We start from the raw sequence: 15971 nt of genomic DNA, 5'->3' as shown, positions 1-15971 counted from the left end.
CTAATGGGCCGGGCAGCCCGTGCTCAGCCGCCCTGTTCTCCCCCGGTCAGCGCTCGGGCGCCGCCACCAGCACGCTCCCGGAGGTGCGGGCCACGACGAAGGAGCCGCCTTTGGCCGCCCTGCCGTCCAGCGGGATGCGGTGGCGGCCGGGTTCCAGGACGCCGTCGAAGTGTTCGTGGGCGCGGGGGCGGGAGAGGCGGTCGAGGCGGTACGACGTGAGCCGCACCCGGCAGGGCGCGGTGACCTCGATGCCGGCGGTGCCGTCGGCGGCGACCAGGCGGGCCAGCCGGCGTTGCGGGAGCGGGCTGCGGTCGAGGGCGTGTTCGATCTGGGCGACGAGGAGCGGGACGATCGGGGCGAGCCCGTCGACGTAGGCGACCGCCACCTCCGCCCGCTCGAAGGCCTGGCGTACGGCGGTCCGCTCGGCCTCGCCGACCGCGGGGCCGAAGGCGACGGCCGCGTAGCCGCGGAGTTCCTCGGCGGGGACGCCGTCGGCGTCGCGGGTGATGTCGGCGCCGATGCCGATGGAGCGCAGCGCGGCGGCCAGCTTGGCGAGGAGGGCGACGCGGGCGCCGATCAGCAGCACGCGGCGGCCGGGCGGCGGGCCGGAGTCCGCCAGGAGTGCGCCGAGGGCCTCGCGGTACTCGGGGCCGTGGAAGCGGAACGGGCCGATGCCGTGGTAGCCGTTGAGCTCCAGGTCGGCGTGTTCGGAGGTCTGCCAGGCGAAGTCCCGCCAGATGTAGTCGTCGCCGTCGTGCTCGATGACCGCGGTGACCGCGCCGCAGGCCAGGTCCTCGCACTCGGGGCAGCCGTAGACGACGTAGCGGCCGTCGGGCAGCGGGGCCTCGGATTCGAGTAGGAGGCTGCGGACCTGGGCGGTGAAGATCGCGGGCGGGACGTCGGAGGCGAGTGGGGAGACGGCGTCCAGGTCGGAGAGCTGGAACAGCAGCGGGTGACCGTCGACGACGAAGTCCACGAAGTCCCGGTGGAGCTGGTAGCCGCCGTCGGCGAGGACACCGCCGGCGCGCATCGCCGGGGCCAGGCCGAAGGTCGCGTATGCGGCAGACATGCTGTGAGTATCCCCAGAGCGGGACGATCTGAGCGCGGCATGACATATTCCGCTAACGTCGCGGTGTGCAGCCTGAGCTGAGTGGCGAAGTGATCGTGGTCGGCGGCGGGGTCGTCGGACTCACCACGGCGGTGGTGCTGGCGGAGAGCGGGCGCCGGGTGCGGGTGTGGGCCCGGGAGACCGGCGGGCGTACGACCTCGGCGGTCGCCGGCGCGCTGTGGTGGCCGTACCGCATCGAGCCGGAGGCACTGGTCGGGGAATGGTCGCTCGCCTCCCTTGTCGTGTACGAGGCGCTTGCGGCGCGGCCAGGGGAGACGGGCGTACGCCTGGTCGAGGGCGTACACGACGGCCTGCGGCTGGACGGGCTGGGTGCGTGGGCGGCCGAGGTGCCGGGGCTGGCCGAGACCCGTGAAGGTCTGGCGGCCCGGCTGCCGTTGATCGACATGCCGGTCCATCTGGAGTGGCTGCGGGCGCGGTTGGAGCGGGCGGGCGGGACGGTCGAGGAGCGGGTGGTGACGGCGCTGGGCGAGGTGCCCGCGCCGGTCGTGGTCAACTGCACGGGGCTCGGGGCCCGTTCGCTGGTCCCGGATCCGGCGGTGCGTCCGGTGCGCGGGCAGCTCGTCGTGGTGGAGAACCCCGGGATCACCACCTGGTACACGTCCGACGAGGTGGCGGGGGGTGCGTCCGCCTACTTCTTCCCGCAGCCCGGCGGGCTGCTGCTCGGGGGTACGGCGGAGGAGGACGCCTGGTCGCCGGAGCCGGATCCGGAGATCGCGGCCGGGATCGTGGCGCGCTGTGCGGCGGTCCGGCCGGAGATCGCCGGGGCGCGGGTGCTGGCGCACCGGGTGGGGCTGCGGCCGTACCGGTCGGCGGTCCGGCTGGAGCACGAACTCCGGCCGGACGGCGGGGTGCTGATCCACAACTACGGGCACGGCGGGGCCGGCGTCACGGTCGCCTGGGGCTGTGCGCGGGAGGCGGCCGGGCTGGTGGACACCGGCCCGGCCGCCTGAGCGGTCAGCCCGCGGGGACGCGCTGGACGGTGCGCGGGGCGCGGACCCCGTGCAGGGCGTTCTTCTCGGGCGCGGTCCACCGGGTCGCGGTCGCGCGGGTGAACGCGGCCGGGCCGCCGACCAGCGGGACGCCGGCCGTCGTACGGGACAGGTCCACGGTGAGCGTCGGGGTGGTGGACGGCGGATCGATGAGGTCCTTGTCCGTGCCCGCGACGATCAGTGCCAGGCGGTGGCCCTTCGGTACGACGTGGTCGGTGGCCGCCAGGTCGAGGGTGATCGTGTAGGCCTTGCCGGGGGTGAGCGGGACGCCCTTGCCGGGGTCGGCGTAGGTGCCCAGGTCGGCCCAGCCGCGGCTGAAGACGGTGTAGTCGACGGCCTTGGTCCTGGCCGCGGTCTTCAGGAAGCAGGCGCTGTCACCGGCGGTGCTCTCGCCCCAGCAGGTGCGGTCGGTGAGGGTGGTGATGCCCTCGGCGCCGTCGGCGTAGTCCCGGATGGTGTCCGGGCCGAGGTCGACCAGGACGGCGGTCAGGTGGGCCGTCGAGGTGGTCGGGGTGGCGGTGACGGTCACCTTCGAGGAGCCGGACAGCCGCAGGTCCCGGGTGAGGGGCGCGGTGAGGAAGCCTGCCTTGTCCTTGGTCGGGGTGGCGAGCTGGGCGGCCCAGTCGGTCTCGCTCTGCTGCGGGTCGTCGGTGAACGTCTCGGTGCCGGAGCCCTGGTGCAGGCCGAGGGTGCCGACGCCCGGCTGGGTGCCGGTGGCGGGGCGCAGGGTGGTGGTCCGCGTGCCGCTCGGCGGCCAGAGCGACGAGGTCACCCACTGGTCGGGGTGGCGCTCGATGTCGGCCATCGGCTCGCGGTCGATGCCGTTGTCGTAGCCGAGGAGTTCGTGGTCGAACCAGCGGTGCAGGGTGTCCACCCAGGCGCCGCGCCGGTAGTCGAAGGGGTCGACGTGCCCGGTCTGGGAGAGCCAGATCTTACGCTCGACGCCGTGCTTCGCGAGGGCGTCCCACCACTGGCCGAAGTGCTTGGTGCGGACGTTGAGGTCCTGCATGCCGTGTACCAGGAACACGCTGGCCTTCACCTTCGCGGCGTCCTTGACGTAGTCGCGCTCGGTCCACAGGCCGGTCCAGTCGCCGGTGCGCGGGGCGCCGTCGACGAGCTTCTGCTGGACGGCACCGCACTTGGCGTAGGCGTCGTCGCTCTCGACGGCGCCGGCCAGCCAGTCGGGGCCCGAGTCGTAGAGCGGGGCGCCCTGGGCGAAGTAGTAGTCGTACCAGGAGGAGATGGCGCTGATCGGGACGATCGTCTTCAGGCCTTTGACGCCGGTGGCGGCCACGCCGTTGGCGATGGTGCCGTCCCAGCTCTTGCCGATCATGCCGGTCTTCCCGTTGGTCCAGCTCGCCTTGACCGTGGTGGTCCCGGTGCGGCTGCTGTACGCCTTGGCCCGCCCGTTCAGCCAGTCGATCACGGCCTTCGCGGACTGGATGTCGGACCGCCCGCCGACGTCGACACAGCCGTCGGAGCGGTTGGTGCCGGCCAGGTCGACGCCGACGAAGGCGTAGCCGCGGGGCACGAAGTAGTTGTCGTAGAAGAGCGGCATCTGGACGACGTTCCCGTTGGCGTCGTACGTCTTCAGCTGGCTCTCGTTGCCGCGGCCGCAGCAGGAGTAGTAGGGGCTGGCGTCCATGATGACCGGCACCTTGCGGCCCTGTGCGGCCGGTTCGGCGGGCCGGACGATGTCGGCGGCGACCCGGTCGGTCTTCCCGTCGCCGTCGGAGTCGAGGCCGGTGTCCACCCAGACGGCCTCGCGGATGGCGCTCGCGTACGAGTAGACCGGTTGGCTCTCGTGCGGGGCGCCGGCGGCCTGGGCCGCGGCCGGGGTGAGGAAGGCGGCGATCAGGGCTGCGACGGCCGCGACGGCGAACGGTCTCCAGATCGTGAAGCGCGTACGTTTCGGCATGCGGCGGACGCTACCCCGGTCAACTCCTGTGCAGAAGGGGGCATCTGGGGGACCGTCAGGACTGATTGCGGCCGAATGGCGATCGTGTGACAGCAGGTGCCATGGACAGGCGAGGGGACACAGGGACTGAATAGGCTCCGAACAGTTTCGTGCTCCATCGACTTGGCGCGTCCCGCCCCGGTGTGGCGGGTGCGTCTCGGCCCCCTACCGACCTGGAGTTCTCGTGCACCGCAGAATCCTCGCGCCGGGCGCCCTCGCGGCGGCCTCCCTGCTGCTGGCGATCCCGGCATCGGCCGCGAGCTACAGCCCCGGCGCACCGGGCATCGGCGACCCCTACTACCCGTACTACGGCAACGGCGGTTACGACGTCTCCCACTACGACCTGCGGTTGCAGTACCAGCCGGCCACCGACGAGCTGGCCGGCACGGCGACGATCCTGGCGCGCACCACGCAGGACCTGTCCAGCTTCGACCTGGACTTCCTGCTGGACGTCAGCGAGGTGCGGGTCAACGGGGTGAAGGCGGACTTCGCCACGTCCGGCCAGCACGAACTGGTCGTCACGCCCAGGTCGCCGCTGGCGAAGGGCACGCAGGTCACCGTCGTCGTCCGCTACAGCGGAGTGCCGTCGACCAAGAGCGCGTACGGCTTCGACACGTGGCACCGCACGCCGGACGGGGCGGTCGCGGCGGACGAGCCCGAGGCCGCCTGGTGGTGGTACCCGAGCAACGACCACCCGCTGGACAAGGCGACCTACGACGTGTCGGTGGCCGTCCCCGACGGCACCCAGGTCATCTCCAACGGCCTGCTCCAGTCGACCAGTTCGCAGCGCGGCTGGACCCGGTACAACTGGCGGCAGAACAAGCCGCAGGCGACCTATCTGACCACGCTGGCGGTCGGGAGGTTCGACATCACGACGAGCACCTCCGAGGGCGGGGTGCCGGTCGTCAACGCCTACAGCAAGGACCTCGGCGACAACGACGGGGCGGCCCGGGCGAGCGTGGAGCGCACCGGCGAGCTCGTCGACTGGCTCTCCGGCTACTTCGGGCCGTATCCCTTCAGCTCGGCCGGCGGGTACGTGCCGAACACCACCACCGGGTACGCGCTGGAGACGCAGACCCGCGTGTACTACAGCCCGAAGCAGTTCGCGAACGGCTCCAACACGTCGGTGGTCGTGCACGAGCTGGCGCACCAGTGGTACGGCGACGACGTCTCCCTCAAGGGCTGGAAGGACATCTGGCTCAACGAGGGGTTCGCGCGCTACGCCCAGTGGCTGTGGTCGGAGCACGAGGGCGAGGGCACGACGCAGGAGCTGGCCGACTACGTGTACGCGTCGCATCCGGCCGACGACGCGTTCTGGACGGTGAAGCCGGGGGATCCCGGTCCCGACGACCAGTTCGACATCGCTGTCTACGACCGGGGGGCGCTGGCCGTGCAGGCGCTGCGGAACGCGGTCGGGGACGACGCGTTCTTCGCGATCCTGAAGGGGTGGCCGAAGGAGCACGCGTACGGGAACGCGTCGGTGGGGGACTTCGAGGAGTACGCGGAGAAGGTGTCGGGGAAGTCGCTGGGCTCGCTGTTCGATGCGTGGCTGTTCGAGCCGACGAAGCCGGCGGCGCCGGCGGTGTCTGCGGTGAAGGCCGTGGGGGCGGTTGCGCAGCCGAAGTCCTGGAAGCAGATCGAGGCTACGAACTACGTGCACTGAGCAGGTGCCGGGTGTGGTGCGTGGGGGGCTGCGGGCCGGTTGTGGCTGGTCGCGCAGTTCCCCGCGCCCCTAAAGGGGCGTTTCATCGCCGTAGTCATAGACGGTGACCGGGATTCGGCGGGCCACCAGCCGTTCGTTTACCAGTGGCTCGACGCGGGACCACTTGCCGCCTGCCAGGCCGCAGCCGATGCGGGGCATGTGTACGGAGGCGCCGAGTTCGGTCGCTTTGTCGGCGAGCTTGGCCAGCGCCGTGTCTATCGCCTCGTAGCGGACCGGGACGCCCTTGCTGCCGGTTCTGGTGCCCCGTTGGCCGATCATGTTGGCCACCCAGAGGTACCGGTCGACGCGGACCAGTTGGACCGCGCCCAGGCCGAAGTCGTTCGCGGCCCGGTCGCGGTGCCAGGCGCGGTATGCCTTCTCGGGCTCCGGCCAGCGGCGGAAGAGGGCCAGGACGAAGCCCTTTCCCCAGCCTCCCAGGTCGTTGCAGACGTGGGCGATGACCTTGACGCCCTTGCCCGACGGAGTCGTGGCGTCGCCCCGGATGTATGTGATCTCCCCCATGACGCCACCGTAGGCGATGCCACTGACAACGGCTCCGACCTGCTACTTCGTGAGCCGGGTCAGCTCCTGGTCGGCCGTGCGGGAGACCCGGCGGCGGACGCCGAACCAGCCGGCCACCAGGAGGGCGGCGATCACCGGGATCAGCAGGAGGGTCTTGCGGCCGACCTCGGGGTCGTTCCACATCATGCCGAGGCAGACCAGCAGGAAGGCGACCGTGGCCAGCTCGGTGTACGGGCTGAAGCGGAGGCGGAACGACGGGCGCTCGACCAGGCCCGCCTTCGCGCGGCGGACGAAGATCAGGTGGCAGAGCATGATGATCACCCAGGTGCTGATGATGCCGAGGGAGGCGACGTTCAGGACGATCTCGAAGGCCTGGGCGGGCATGAGGTAGTTGAGGCCGACGCCGAGCACGCAGACCGCGCAGGTCAGCAGGATGCCGCCGTAGGGCACCTGGCTGCGGTTCATGCGGGCGGTGAACTTCGGGGCCGAGCCGGCCATCGCCATGGAGCGCAGGATGCGGCCCGTGGAGTAGAGGCCGGAGTTGAGCGAGGACATCGCCGCGGTGAGGACGACCAGGTTCATCACGTCGCCCGCGCCCGAGACGCCGATCTTGGAGAGGACGGTGACGAAGGGGCTCTCGTCGGCCGAGTAGACCGAGCCGGGGAGGAGCAGGGCCAGCAGGACGACCGAGCCGACGTAGAAGACGCCGACGCGCCACATGATCGAGTTCACCGCGCGCGGGACGACCTTCTCCGGCTCGGCGGTCTCGCCGGCCGCGACGCCGACCAGTTCCAGGGCCGCGTACGCGAAGATCACGCCCTGCATGACCAGGACGACCGGCATCAGGCCGTGCGGGAACACACCGCCGTGGTCGGCGATCGCGCTCAGGCCCGGGGTGTGGCCGTCGACCTTGTGCTGGGTGGCCAGCAGGAAGATGCCGATCAGCATGAAGCCGACCAGGGTGGCGACCTTGATGATCGCGAACCAGAACTCCATCTCGCCGAAGATCTTCACGGAGATCAGGTTGACCGCCAGGACGACGGCGAGGGCGATCAGTGCGAGCGTCCACTGGGGGATGCTCGTGAACATGCTCCAGTAGTGGGTGTAGAGCGCGATCGCGGTGATGTCGGCGATGCCGGTGGTCGACCAGTTCAGGAAGTACATCCAGCCGGCGACGTACGCGCCCTTCTCGCCGAGGAACTCGCGCGCGTACGACACGAAGGAACCGGAGGAGGGGCGGTAGAGGACCAGCTCGCCGAGGGCGCGGACCACGAAGAAGGCGAAGATTCCGCAGACCAGGTAGGCGAGGGCGAGGGCCGGGCCCGCGTTGTGGAGACGGCCGCCGGCGCCCAGGAAGAGGCCGGTGCCGATCGCGCCGCCGATGGCGATCATGTTGACGTGGCGGGCCTTGAGGTCCTTGCTGTAGCCGGCGTCGCCCGCGTCCGCGGGCGCCTGGGCCGCGTCGGTCCGGGTGGCGGCGGCCTGTGCCGTGTCCACGGCGTCCTTGCTCACAGGTGGTTCCACTCTCTGGTGCGCCCGAGCGGGTCGCGCTCGGGTGTCCGGACGTAGTCGGTCCGCGCGCTCGGTGGTGGGCACAGACCGAGGGGCCACCTTCCCCCGCCCATCAGGGCGTATGCGATGGCACAGATCACAGAGCGGAAATTCTCACAAGGTCACGATCTTGGCGTGAAGATGAACATCGGACGAACACATCTCCGTCACCGCCCGGTGTCACAGTGCTGGTGTAACAGCGATACTGCTGCACATGACGACCGACACCGACGGCGACTCCGGGGACCCGGCGCTCACGATCGACGAGCTGGCCGCACGGGCCGGCACCACGGTCCGCACGGTCCGCTTCTACGGCACCAAGGGGCTGCTGCCGCCGCCGGTGATCGGTCCGCGCCGGGTGGGCCACTACGGGCGGGACCACCTGGCCCGGCTGGCGCTGATCGAGGAGTTGCAGCACCAGGGCATGACGCTGGCGGCAATCGAGCGCTACGTGCGGCGGCTGCCGCCCGGCCTGACCCGCCACGAGCTGGCCGTCCACCGGGCCGTGGTGGCCTCCTGGGCGCCGGACGCCGAGGAGACCGTGACGGCAGGGGAGCTGCGGCGGCGGGCCGGACGGCCGCTGGACGAGGAGGACGTCGAGCGGCTCGCCGCCATGGACGTCGTACGGCCCGAAGGGGACGGCTACCGCATCGACCCCGGCCTGCTCCGGCTCGCCGTGGAGCTCCTCGACGTACCGCTGTCCGAGAAGGCGATCCTGGCCGCGCGCACGGTCCTGACCGAGCACGCGCGGGCGGCCGCGCGCGAGCTGTCCCTGCTGTTCCGGGCCGAGGTCGCGGAGCGCACCGAGGCGGACGTGAAGTCCCTGTCCGCGCACATGCGGCCCCTGATCGTGCAGGCACTGCTGACGGCCTTCCAGCGGTCGCTGAGGGCGGAGGTCCACCAGTGGCTGCCGGTGACACCCCCAGGGTCAGAGGAAGGCCGATCCTCCTGAGACGTTGAGCGTCTGCCCGGTCAGGAAGCCGCTGCCCTCGTCCACCACGTACAGGAGGGTCGAGACCAGGTCGCTCGGCTCCTGGGTGTGCGGCACCGCCTGCTGGGCGCGGACGAATTCGAAGCCGCCGTCCGCGCCGACCGTCCGCTCGGCGGTCGCGGTGCGCACCATGGTGGGCGCGATCGCGTTGACCGTGATGCCGTACGGGCCGAGCGCCGCGGCCAGCGCGCGCGTGAAGCCGATCAGGCCGGTCTTCGAGGCGACGTAGGGGACCATGTCGGGCGGGGCGGTGAACACGGCCGCCGAGGCGATGTTGACGACGCGGCCCCACCCGGCCGCCTTCAGATGCGGCAGCGCGGCCCGGGTCACCAGGAACGGCGCCTCCAGGTTGACCCGCATGATCCGCCGCCACTCCTCGGCGGTGGTCTCCTCGAAGGGCCGCGCCGGATAGACGCCGGCGTTGTTGACGACCACGTGCAGGGTGCCGAACGCGTCGATCACGTGCCCCAGCGCCGCCCGTACCTGCTCCTCGTCGGTGACGTCGGCGACCAGCCCCAGATAGTCCGGGGTCTTCCCGGCGGTCTCGGTCTGCGGGGCGAGGTCGAGGCCGGCGACCCGGTAGCCGCGCCCGGCGAGCGCGACGGCGAACTCCTGCCCGAGCCCCTGTGCCGCTCCGGTCACCAGCGCGGTCCGCGTCTGCATGCGGCGAGTGTGACGACCCGTCGGCGTGCGGGGCAAGACCGTGTTCCACTCGCCGGAACGGGCCGGTTGCCGCGGCGGGCCCGCGGCTCGACGCTGCGGATCGACCCCAGCGCCAGCCGTACGGGAGCAGTGCCCGATGACCGATACCGAGCGTGCCGTGGACGACGCCGAGCGCGCCCGTGACCAGGGCGGTGGGCCACGCCGGCGCCCGCTGCCGGTCCGGCTGGTCCGGCTGGTCCCGGACGAGCTGGGCGTGCTGCTCGTGCTGGGGTTGCTCGTCGCCGGGATCGGCATCCCCTACCCGGACTTCCTGAGCAGCGGGAACCTGCTGTCCACCGCGCACAACTCGGTCTACATCTCGCTGATGGCGTGCGGGATGGTGTTCGCGCTGTCGATGCGCGAGGTCGACCTGTCGGTGGGCGGGACCTACGCGATGGTCCTGGTGGTCGGGGCGATCCTGGTGCGCGGCGGGGTGGAGGCCTGGCTCGCGGTGCCGGTGATGCTGCTGACCGGGATCGCGCTGGGGGTGTTCAACGCGCTCGTGACGACGCTGCTCGCGCTGCCCTCGTTCATCGTGACGCTGGGCACGCTGATGCTGTTCCGGGGGGTCGGGCTGGCGCTGGCGGACGGCAGGCAGATCACCGACCTGCCGCTGGACGACTCGTTCTTCACCTTCGCGGGCGGCGATCCGGGCGGGGTGCCGTTCGCGCTGTGGGTGCTGCTGGCGGTGGCCGCGGTCCTCTCCGTGGTGCTGTCGCGGTCCCGGTTCGGGGCGCGGGTGCGGGCGATCGGCTCCAACCCGGACGCGGCCGAGTTCAGCGGTATCCCGGTCGTGCGGACCCGGATCCAGGCCCTCGCGCTGTCCGGCCTGACCACGGCGTGCGCGGCGGCGCTGGCCCTCGCCTTCTACGGCGCCGGCGACCCGACCCTGGGCCAGGGCTACGAGTTGCAGGCCATCGCCGCCTGCATCATCGGCGGCACCCCGCTGGCCGGCGGGCGGGGTTCGGTGGTCGGCGCGGTGGCCGGGGCGATGATCCTCTCCGTCGTGGCGGCAGGGCTCGTGTTCTTCGAAGTACCCATCAACTGGACGTCGTTCGCGACCGGCGGGGTCATCCTCGTCGCGGTCGCGGCGGACAGCGCGCTGCGCCGCACGGGGCGCCGACGCAAATGAGCCCCGACAAGCCTGGGAGGCCGTGATGCACCCCCGATTCCGTACGGTGTCCGCCGCGCTCGGCGCGCTGCTGCTGCTCGGCGCGGCCGGCTGCGGCAGCTCCGGCCCCGGCAAGGGCGACAGGCTGCACATGGGCATCGCGGTCGCCAACATCTCGCTGAACTTCGCCCACGAGATGGTGCTCGGCGCCGAGAGCGCCGCCGGTCACGCGGGCAAGGTCGACTTCCAGGCGGTGGGCCCGCCCAACACGGACGGCCCGGCCGAGGTACAGCTCTTCCAGAACCTCACCACCCGCGCCAAGGACGGCATCGTCCTGGAGAACCTGGACCCGCCGATCTTCACCCGTCCCGCCGCCCGCGCCGTCGACCAGGGCATCCCGGTCGTCGCCCTGGACACCTCCCCCACCGACGGCAGCAAGGTGGACTTCTACGTGGGCAACGACAACTACGCCCTCGGGGAGCTGATGGCGAAGGAGGCGCTGAAGCGGCTCGGCGCGAACCCGGAGGGGGAGGTCGTCATCGGGGTGCCGAACCCGGGCACACCGGTGCTGGACAACCGGGCCAAGGGGATCTCCGACACCTTCGCGAAGGAGGCTCCGGGCGTGAAGGTGCTCGGCCCCTTCCAGACGTACAGCGACCCCGGACAGAACTACAGCTCCTGGTCGGCGCAGGTCAACGCGCATCCGGACGCGCTCGCCTTCCTGGGCGTCGGGGACGCCGACAGCTACAACCTCGCCAAGATCAAGAAGACGGAGAACGGGAAGTGGCTGACGGCGGGCTTCGACGTCGACCCGAAGACCCTGGAGGCGGTGAAGGACGGCTCGAACTTCGTCACCATCGACCCCCAGCACTTCCTCAAGGGCTATCTCTCCACGGCGATGCTGATCGAGGCGGTCCGCGACAAGGACGGGAAGCTGCCGCAGGGCTGGTTCCTCTCCCCCGGCGCGGTGGTCGACTCCTCGAACATCGACGCGATCATCGCCCGGCAGAAGTCGGCGACGGCGGCGTACGACTGGTACAAGCCGACGATCGACAAGCTGCTCGGCGACGAGCAGGCCAACCTCAAGCCGCTCAAGGACGCGCGCTGACATGGACGATGTTCTGGTCGCCGAGGACGTGGTCAAGTCCTACGGCGGGGTACGGGCGTTGGACGGGGCGTCCATCGCGCTGCGCGGCGGCGAGGTGCACGCCCTGGTCGGCGAGAACGGCGCGGGCAAGTCGACGCTGGTCCGGATCCTGTCGGGGACGCTGGCGGCGGACGCGGGCACGGTACGGCTGGCGGACGACACCCGGATCGCCGTCGTCTCCCAGGAGTTGAGCCTGTTCCCCGACCTGACCGTGCGGGAGAACCTCTTCCCGGACGGCGGGCCGCGCCGGTTCGGACTCGTCGACCGGGCCGCGATGGACCGCGCGGCCGGTCCGGTCCTCGCCGAACTGGGCCTGCACGTCGACCCGGACACCCGACTCGCCGAACTCCCGCTCGCCGACCAGCAGTTGACGGAGATTGCCCGGGCCCTGCTGCGCAGCCCCCGTCTTCTGGTCCTGGACGAGCCGACGTCCGCGCTGCCCAAGGAGGCGGTGGACCGCCTGGAACGCGTGCTGCGCGCCCTCACCGCGCGGGGCATCGCGGTCCTCCATGTCACGCACTTCCTGGACGAGGTGATGCGGTTCGCACAGCGGGTGACGGTGCTGCGGGACGGCCGGGTGGCGCTGTCCGGCGTACGGCGGGCGGAGGTGGGCGTGCCGGAGCTGGTGGCGGCGATGCTGGGCGGCGAGGGCCGGCAGCCGCCGGTGCGCCGGGCCCGGGTGGCGGCCGAGGGTCCGCCGCCGGTGGTGCTGTCGGCGGTGAGCGTGCCCGGCCGGCTCGCGGACGTGACGTTCACGGTCCGGGCGGGAGAGGTGGTGGGGGTCGCGGGGCTTCAGGGGGCGGGCCATCTGGATGCGTTGGCGGTGGTGTGCGGCCGTACGGCGGTGTCGGCGGGCCGGGTCGACGTCGGCGGCCGGGGGCTGCCGCGCTCGCTGCGGGCGGCGGTCCGGGCCGGGGTCGCGTTCGTGCCCAGCGACCGCAAGCGGTACGGGCTGATGGCGGACCGGACGGTGTGGGAGAACACGACGTCGGTGAGCTGGCTCGCGCTCGGCCGGGGCGGGGTGCTGCCCGCGCGCGGCGAACTCGTACGCCGCACGGCCGACCTGACCGGGCGGCTGCGGCTGCGCGGCGGGCCGTACGACGTGGTGGCCCGGCTGTCCGGCGGGAACCAGCAGAAGGTCGTCTTCGCCAAGTGGCTGGCCACCGACCCGAGGATCGTCGTCCTGGACGATCCGACGCGGGGCGTCGACATCGGCGTGCGGGCCGAGATGCACCGGATCGTCGGCGAGCTGGCGGTCGGCGGCGCGGCCGTGCTGGTCGCCTCGACCGATCTCGCGGAGCTGACGGAGGTGTGCGACCGGGTGCTGGTGTTCGTGCGCGGCCGGATCCGCGGGGAGTTGTCCGGGGCGGGGCTCACGGAGCGGGCGCTGGCGGTGGCGATGCAGCAGGGCTCAGGCTGACAGCCTGCGGGTGAGGGCCCGCGCCGCCGCGCAGACCGAGGCGCCCACCCGGTCCACGTCGAGGCGCCGGGTCCCGCCGGTCACGGAGAGCGCGGCGACCGGGCGGGAGCCGCGGCCGAGCGCGTACACCGGCGCCGCGACCGCCGAGATCCCCACCTCGGCCTCCTCCAGGTTGACGCCGTAGCCGCGGGCCCGGGTGAGGGCGAGGTCGCGGGCGAGCTGGCCGGGCAGCACCAGCGTGCGCGGGGTCAGCCGGAGCAGGACGCGGTACGGCGGGCAGGGGTCCTGGGCGAGGAAGACCTTGCCGGTGGCGGTGCAGTGGGCGGGCAGCCGGCCGCCGCTGCGGGAGACGATCGGGGTGGCGCGCCGGCCGGTGACCTTCTCCAGGAAGAGGGTGTCGGCGCCGTCGGGCACGGCCAGGTGCACGTTCTCCCGGGTCGCCTCGTGCAGATCCCCGAGATACGGCAGCGCCGCGTCCCGCAGCTCCCGCACGGTGGGCGCCGACTGCCCCAGCACGAACAGGGCGAGCGCGAGCCGGTAACTCCCCTCGGCGGTCCGTTCCACCAGCCCCAGCCGCACCAGTTCACCGATCAGCCGGTGCACGGTGGGCTTGGGCAGGCCACTGCGCTGGGCGAGTTCGGCGAGCGGGAGCGCGGCTCCGGCGTCGCCGCAGGCCCGCAGGAGGAGGGCGCCGCGGGCGAGCACGGACTTCGGAAGCTGGCGGTCCGTCATGCAGCGATGGTGGTCGTCGTGGGGGCGGGACGACAAGGTGTACGGCAGGGCGAGTTCATGAGCGCAGGGGGACGTCCACCAGGAGCGGCGCGCGCAACTCGTCTGCTCCGGCGACCAGTTCGCGGAGGTGGTCGGCGCTCTCGGCCCGTACCGCCGCGACCCCGAAGAACTCCGCCGCCGTGGTGAAGTCGAGGCGGCCCAGTTCCGTCCCCGGACAGGTGCCCTTGCCGCCCATCGACGCGTAGGTGTCCTGGAGCGTGCGGTAGGCCCCGTTGCCCATGACCACGAAGAGCACCGGTACGGACTCGCGGGCGGCGCTCCACAGCCCCTGGAGGCCGAAGAGCGCGCAGCCGTCGCCGAGGACCGCGACCACGGGCCGGCCGGGTTCGGCGAGGGCGCGGCCGACGGCGGCGCCGATGCCCCAGCCGAGGCCGCCGCCCACGGCGTGGGTGTAGCTGCCGGGGCGGTCGAGGCGGGCCAGTCGGCGCAGCAGCAGGCCGACGGTGATGGCCTCCTCGACGATCACGGCCTCCGGCGGCAGTCCGGCGGCGACGGCATGGGCGGCGGCCCAGGGGGCCAGGGGCGCCGGGGAGTAGGCGGCGCGGGCGGCGGCCTCGGCGTCCGCGCGCTCGGCGGTGTGCCGGTCCCCCGCCTCCTTGGCGCGGGCCGCCGCCCCGGGCACCCGGTCGCGCAGCAGGTCGGCGAGGCGGTGCAGGGAGGGGGCCAGGGCGCCGACCAGTCCGGCGTCGACCGGGAAGTTGCGGCCGATCTCGTCGGGGTCGGAGTCGAGCTGGACGACCGTCAGGCCCGCGGGCAGAGCGGGGCCGGGGCTGTAGTGGTGGGGCGTGAAGGCGTGGGCGCCGGCGATGAGGACGGTGTCGTAGCGGGCGAGGGTCTCGCGGATGACGTCGTGGCGGGGCGGCAGCATCCCGGCGTACAGCGGGTGGGTGGTCGGGAAGTTCAGGCAGTCGGCCATCGGCTGGTGGTGGACCGGGGCGCCGCAGGCCTCCGCCACCAGGATCAGGTCGGCGAGCGCGTGCTCGCGGCCGACGCCGTCCCCGGCCACGACGGCGGGCCGGTCCGCGGCGGCCAGCAGCTCGGCCGCGCGGTCCAGGCCGGTGGCCGGGCCGAGGCGGGGCACGGTCGTCCGGGGCGGGACCTCGACCTCCGCCTCCTCGGCCATCAGGTCCATCGGGACGGACAGGAACACCGGCCCGGCGGGCGGGCGCACGGCGAGGGCGAAGGCGCGGCGCAGGGCCAGCGGGAGGTCGCGGGCGTGCTGGATGTCGTACGCCGCCTTCACCGCGGGGCGGGCGAGGCCGACCAGGTCGCCGGAGAGCATGGGGTCCTGCTGGAGGTGGCGGCGGTCCTGCTGGCCCGCGGTGACCACCAGCGGGGTGCGGGAGCGGCGGGCGTTGAGGAGGCCGAGCAGGCCGTTGGCGAGGCCCGCGGCGATGTGCAGGCTGACGAAGGCGGGGCGGCCGGTGCCGCGCGCGTAGCCGTCGGCCATCGAGACGACCGCGCCCTCGTGGACGCCGGGGACGTACGCGGGGGCGTCGGCGGCCTCGGACAGGGCGGCCAGAAAGGGCAGTTCGGTGGTGCCCGGGTTGCCGAAGACCCGGTCCACGCCCTCGCCGCGCAGGATCTCCAGCAGGGCGAGGGCGGGGCGGTATCCCATGGGGGCTCCTAGGCGGGAGGGGGCGGGACCGGTGACCGGCTCGGTCAGCGTCCGGTTCCGCCTCCCCGCGGAGCAAGCGCGGCGTGTCGCTCAGCGACACAGGCAGGCCGCACGGGCGGCGCGCCCGCCTCGGCCGCGTCCCCGACCCGGCGCCCGCCGACATACCTGCCCAGGCGCCTGCCGGCGGGCCCGGCCCGCGCCCGTCGGCAGGCCCCGGATCGGCGCCCGCCGACCAGCCCAGCCCCGCACCCGCACCCGCCGACGTACCCGGATAGGCGCCCGTCGGCAGGCCCCGGCCCAGCGCCCACCGACCGACCTGGCGCCCGTGGGCGCGACCGGC

Annotated in this window: 13 protein-coding genes; 6 read left to right on the top strand and 7 right to left on the bottom strand. The window is 72.8% G+C overall.

Features of this window, described 5'->3' with window-relative positions:
* Nucleotides 1-46: 46 nt before the first annotated feature.
* On the bottom strand, nucleotides 47-1069 hold the full coding sequence (locus tag ACGF5O_RS29080; RefSeq protein ID WP_393812839.1) for an oxidoreductase: 1023 nt from the start codon (nucleotides 1067-1069) through the stop codon (nucleotides 47-49).
* Nucleotides 1070-1158: 89 nt separating this feature from the next.
* Here ACGF5O_RS29080 and ACGF5O_RS29075 point away from each other — a divergent pair, with 89 nt between their 5' ends.
* Nucleotides 1159-2079 (top strand): FAD-dependent oxidoreductase, encoded by a 921-nt coding sequence (locus tag ACGF5O_RS29075; RefSeq protein WP_393813114.1) that lies wholly within the window; start codon nucleotides 1159-1161, stop codon nucleotides 2077-2079.
* A 4-nt stretch (nucleotides 2080-2083) separates the two neighbouring features.
* Here the strand turns inward: ACGF5O_RS29075 and ACGF5O_RS29070 are convergent, their stop codons facing one another.
* Entirely contained in the window at nucleotides 2084-4036 is a 1953-nt protein-coding gene (locus ACGF5O_RS29070; RefSeq protein WP_393812838.1) for a Xaa-Pro dipeptidyl-peptidase, read from the bottom strand.
* Nucleotides 4037-4259: 223 nt separating this feature from the next.
* Here ACGF5O_RS29070 and ACGF5O_RS29065 point away from each other — a divergent pair, with 223 nt between their 5' ends.
* Nucleotides 4260-5738 (top strand): M1 family metallopeptidase, encoded by a 1479-nt coding sequence (locus tag ACGF5O_RS29065; protein WP_393812837.1) that lies wholly within the window; start codon nucleotides 4260-4262, stop codon nucleotides 5736-5738.
* A gap of 69 nt (nucleotides 5739-5807) precedes the next feature.
* Here ACGF5O_RS29065 and ACGF5O_RS29060 read toward each other — a convergent pair whose 3' ends face one another.
* Both ACGF5O_RS29060 and ACGF5O_RS29055 read right to left on the bottom strand, forming a co-directional pair.
* Entirely contained in the window at nucleotides 5808-6299 is a 492-nt protein-coding gene (locus tag ACGF5O_RS29060) for a macro domain-containing protein (RefSeq protein WP_393812836.1), read from the bottom strand.
* A 42-nt stretch (nucleotides 6300-6341) separates the two neighbouring features.
* Nucleotides 6342-7811, bottom strand: a complete 1470-nt coding sequence (locus ACGF5O_RS29055) for an amino acid permease (RefSeq protein ID WP_393812835.1) — start codon at nucleotides 7809-7811, stop codon at nucleotides 6342-6344.
* Nucleotides 7812-8064: 253 nt separating this feature from the next.
* On the opposite strand from ACGF5O_RS29055, the gene ACGF5O_RS29050 reads away from it, so the two are divergent.
* Nucleotides 8065-8802, top strand: a complete 738-nt coding sequence (locus ACGF5O_RS29050) for a MerR family transcriptional regulator (RefSeq protein WP_393812834.1) — start codon at nucleotides 8065-8067, stop codon at nucleotides 8800-8802.
* On the opposite strand, the gene ACGF5O_RS29045 is transcribed toward ACGF5O_RS29050, so the two are convergent.
* The gene (locus tag ACGF5O_RS29045; protein ID WP_393812833.1) at nucleotides 8779-9504 is read right to left on the bottom strand and encodes an SDR family NAD(P)-dependent oxidoreductase; all 726 of its coding nucleotides are present in this window, start codon (nucleotides 9502-9504) and stop codon (nucleotides 8779-8781) included. The genes ACGF5O_RS29050 and ACGF5O_RS29045 overlap by 24 nt on opposite strands.
* Nucleotides 9505-9640: 136 nt before the next feature.
* Between ACGF5O_RS29045 and ACGF5O_RS29040 the strand changes: the two genes are divergently transcribed.
* From ACGF5O_RS29040 to ACGF5O_RS29030, 3 genes are read left to right on the top strand one after another with little or no spacing between them, the layout of a single operon-like run.
* Entirely contained in the window at nucleotides 9641-10675 is a 1035-nt protein-coding gene (locus ACGF5O_RS29040) for an ABC transporter permease (protein WP_393812832.1), read from the top strand.
* A gap of 25 nt (nucleotides 10676-10700) precedes the next feature.
* A complete protein-coding gene (locus tag ACGF5O_RS29035) occupies nucleotides 10701-11762 on the top strand; it encodes a sugar ABC transporter substrate-binding protein (protein WP_393812831.1) in 1062 nt (353 codons plus the stop codon).
* 1 nt (nucleotide 11763) lies between these two features.
* Entirely contained in the window at nucleotides 11764-13221 is a 1458-nt protein-coding gene (locus tag ACGF5O_RS29030; protein WP_393812830.1) for a sugar ABC transporter ATP-binding protein, read from the top strand.
* On the opposite strand, the gene ACGF5O_RS29025 is transcribed toward ACGF5O_RS29030, so the two are convergent.
* Nucleotides 13213-13953 carry an IclR family transcriptional regulator gene (locus tag ACGF5O_RS29025; protein WP_393812829.1) on the bottom strand — a complete coding sequence of 247 codons (741 nt, stop codon included), beginning with the start codon at nucleotides 13951-13953 and terminating at the stop codon, nucleotides 13213-13215. The two genes, ACGF5O_RS29030 and ACGF5O_RS29025, sit on opposite strands and share 9 nt — an antisense overlap.
* 55 nt (nucleotides 13954-14008) lie before the next feature.
* The gene (locus ACGF5O_RS29020; protein ID WP_393812828.1) at nucleotides 14009-15631 is read right to left on the bottom strand and encodes a thiamine pyrophosphate-binding protein; all 1623 of its coding nucleotides are present in this window, start codon (nucleotides 15629-15631) and stop codon (nucleotides 14009-14011) included.
* Nucleotides 15632-15971 lie beyond the last annotated feature (340 nt).

The sequence above is a fragment of the Streptomyces sp. NPDC048291 genome, from assembly GCF_043201715.1.
In the GTDB taxonomy this organism is placed as follows: Bacteria; Actinomycetota; Actinomycetes; order Streptomycetales; family Streptomycetaceae; genus Streptomyces.
Note: the sequence above shows the minus strand (reverse complement) of the source record. Positions and strands in the feature narration are given on the sequence as shown.

Coding starts and splice junctions, on each gene's coding strand:
- ACGF5O_RS29040 (WP_393812832.1), top strand. CDS start 9,641: ATGACCGATACCGAGCGTGCCGTGGACGACGCCGAGCGCGCCCGTGAC.
- ACGF5O_RS29020 (WP_393812828.1), bottom strand. CDS start 15,631: ATGGGATACCGCCCCGCCCTCGCCCTGCTGGAGATCCTGCGCGGCGAG.
- ACGF5O_RS29050 (WP_393812834.1), top strand. CDS start 8,065: ATGACGACCGACACCGACGGCGACTCCGGGGACCCGGCGCTCACGATC.
- ACGF5O_RS29070 (WP_393812838.1), bottom strand. CDS start 4,036: ATGCCGAAACGTACGCGCTTCACGATCTGGAGACCGTTCGCCGTCGCG.
- ACGF5O_RS29060 (WP_393812836.1), bottom strand. CDS start 6,299: ATGGGGGAGATCACATACATCCGGGGCGACGCCACGACTCCGTCGGGC.
- ACGF5O_RS29030 (WP_393812830.1), top strand. CDS start 11,764: ATGGACGATGTTCTGGTCGCCGAGGACGTGGTCAAGTCCTACGGCGGG.
- ACGF5O_RS29045 (WP_393812833.1), bottom strand. CDS start 9,504: ATGCAGACGCGGACCGCGCTGGTGACCGGAGCGGCACAGGGGCTCGGG.
- ACGF5O_RS29035 (WP_393812831.1), top strand. CDS start 10,701: ATGCACCCCCGATTCCGTACGGTGTCCGCCGCGCTCGGCGCGCTGCTG.
- ACGF5O_RS29025 (WP_393812829.1), bottom strand. CDS start 13,953: ATGACGGACCGCCAGCTTCCGAAGTCCGTGCTCGCCCGCGGCGCCCTC.
- ACGF5O_RS29080 (WP_393812839.1), bottom strand. CDS start 1,069: ATGTCTGCCGCATACGCGACCTTCGGCCTGGCCCCGGCGATGCGCGCC.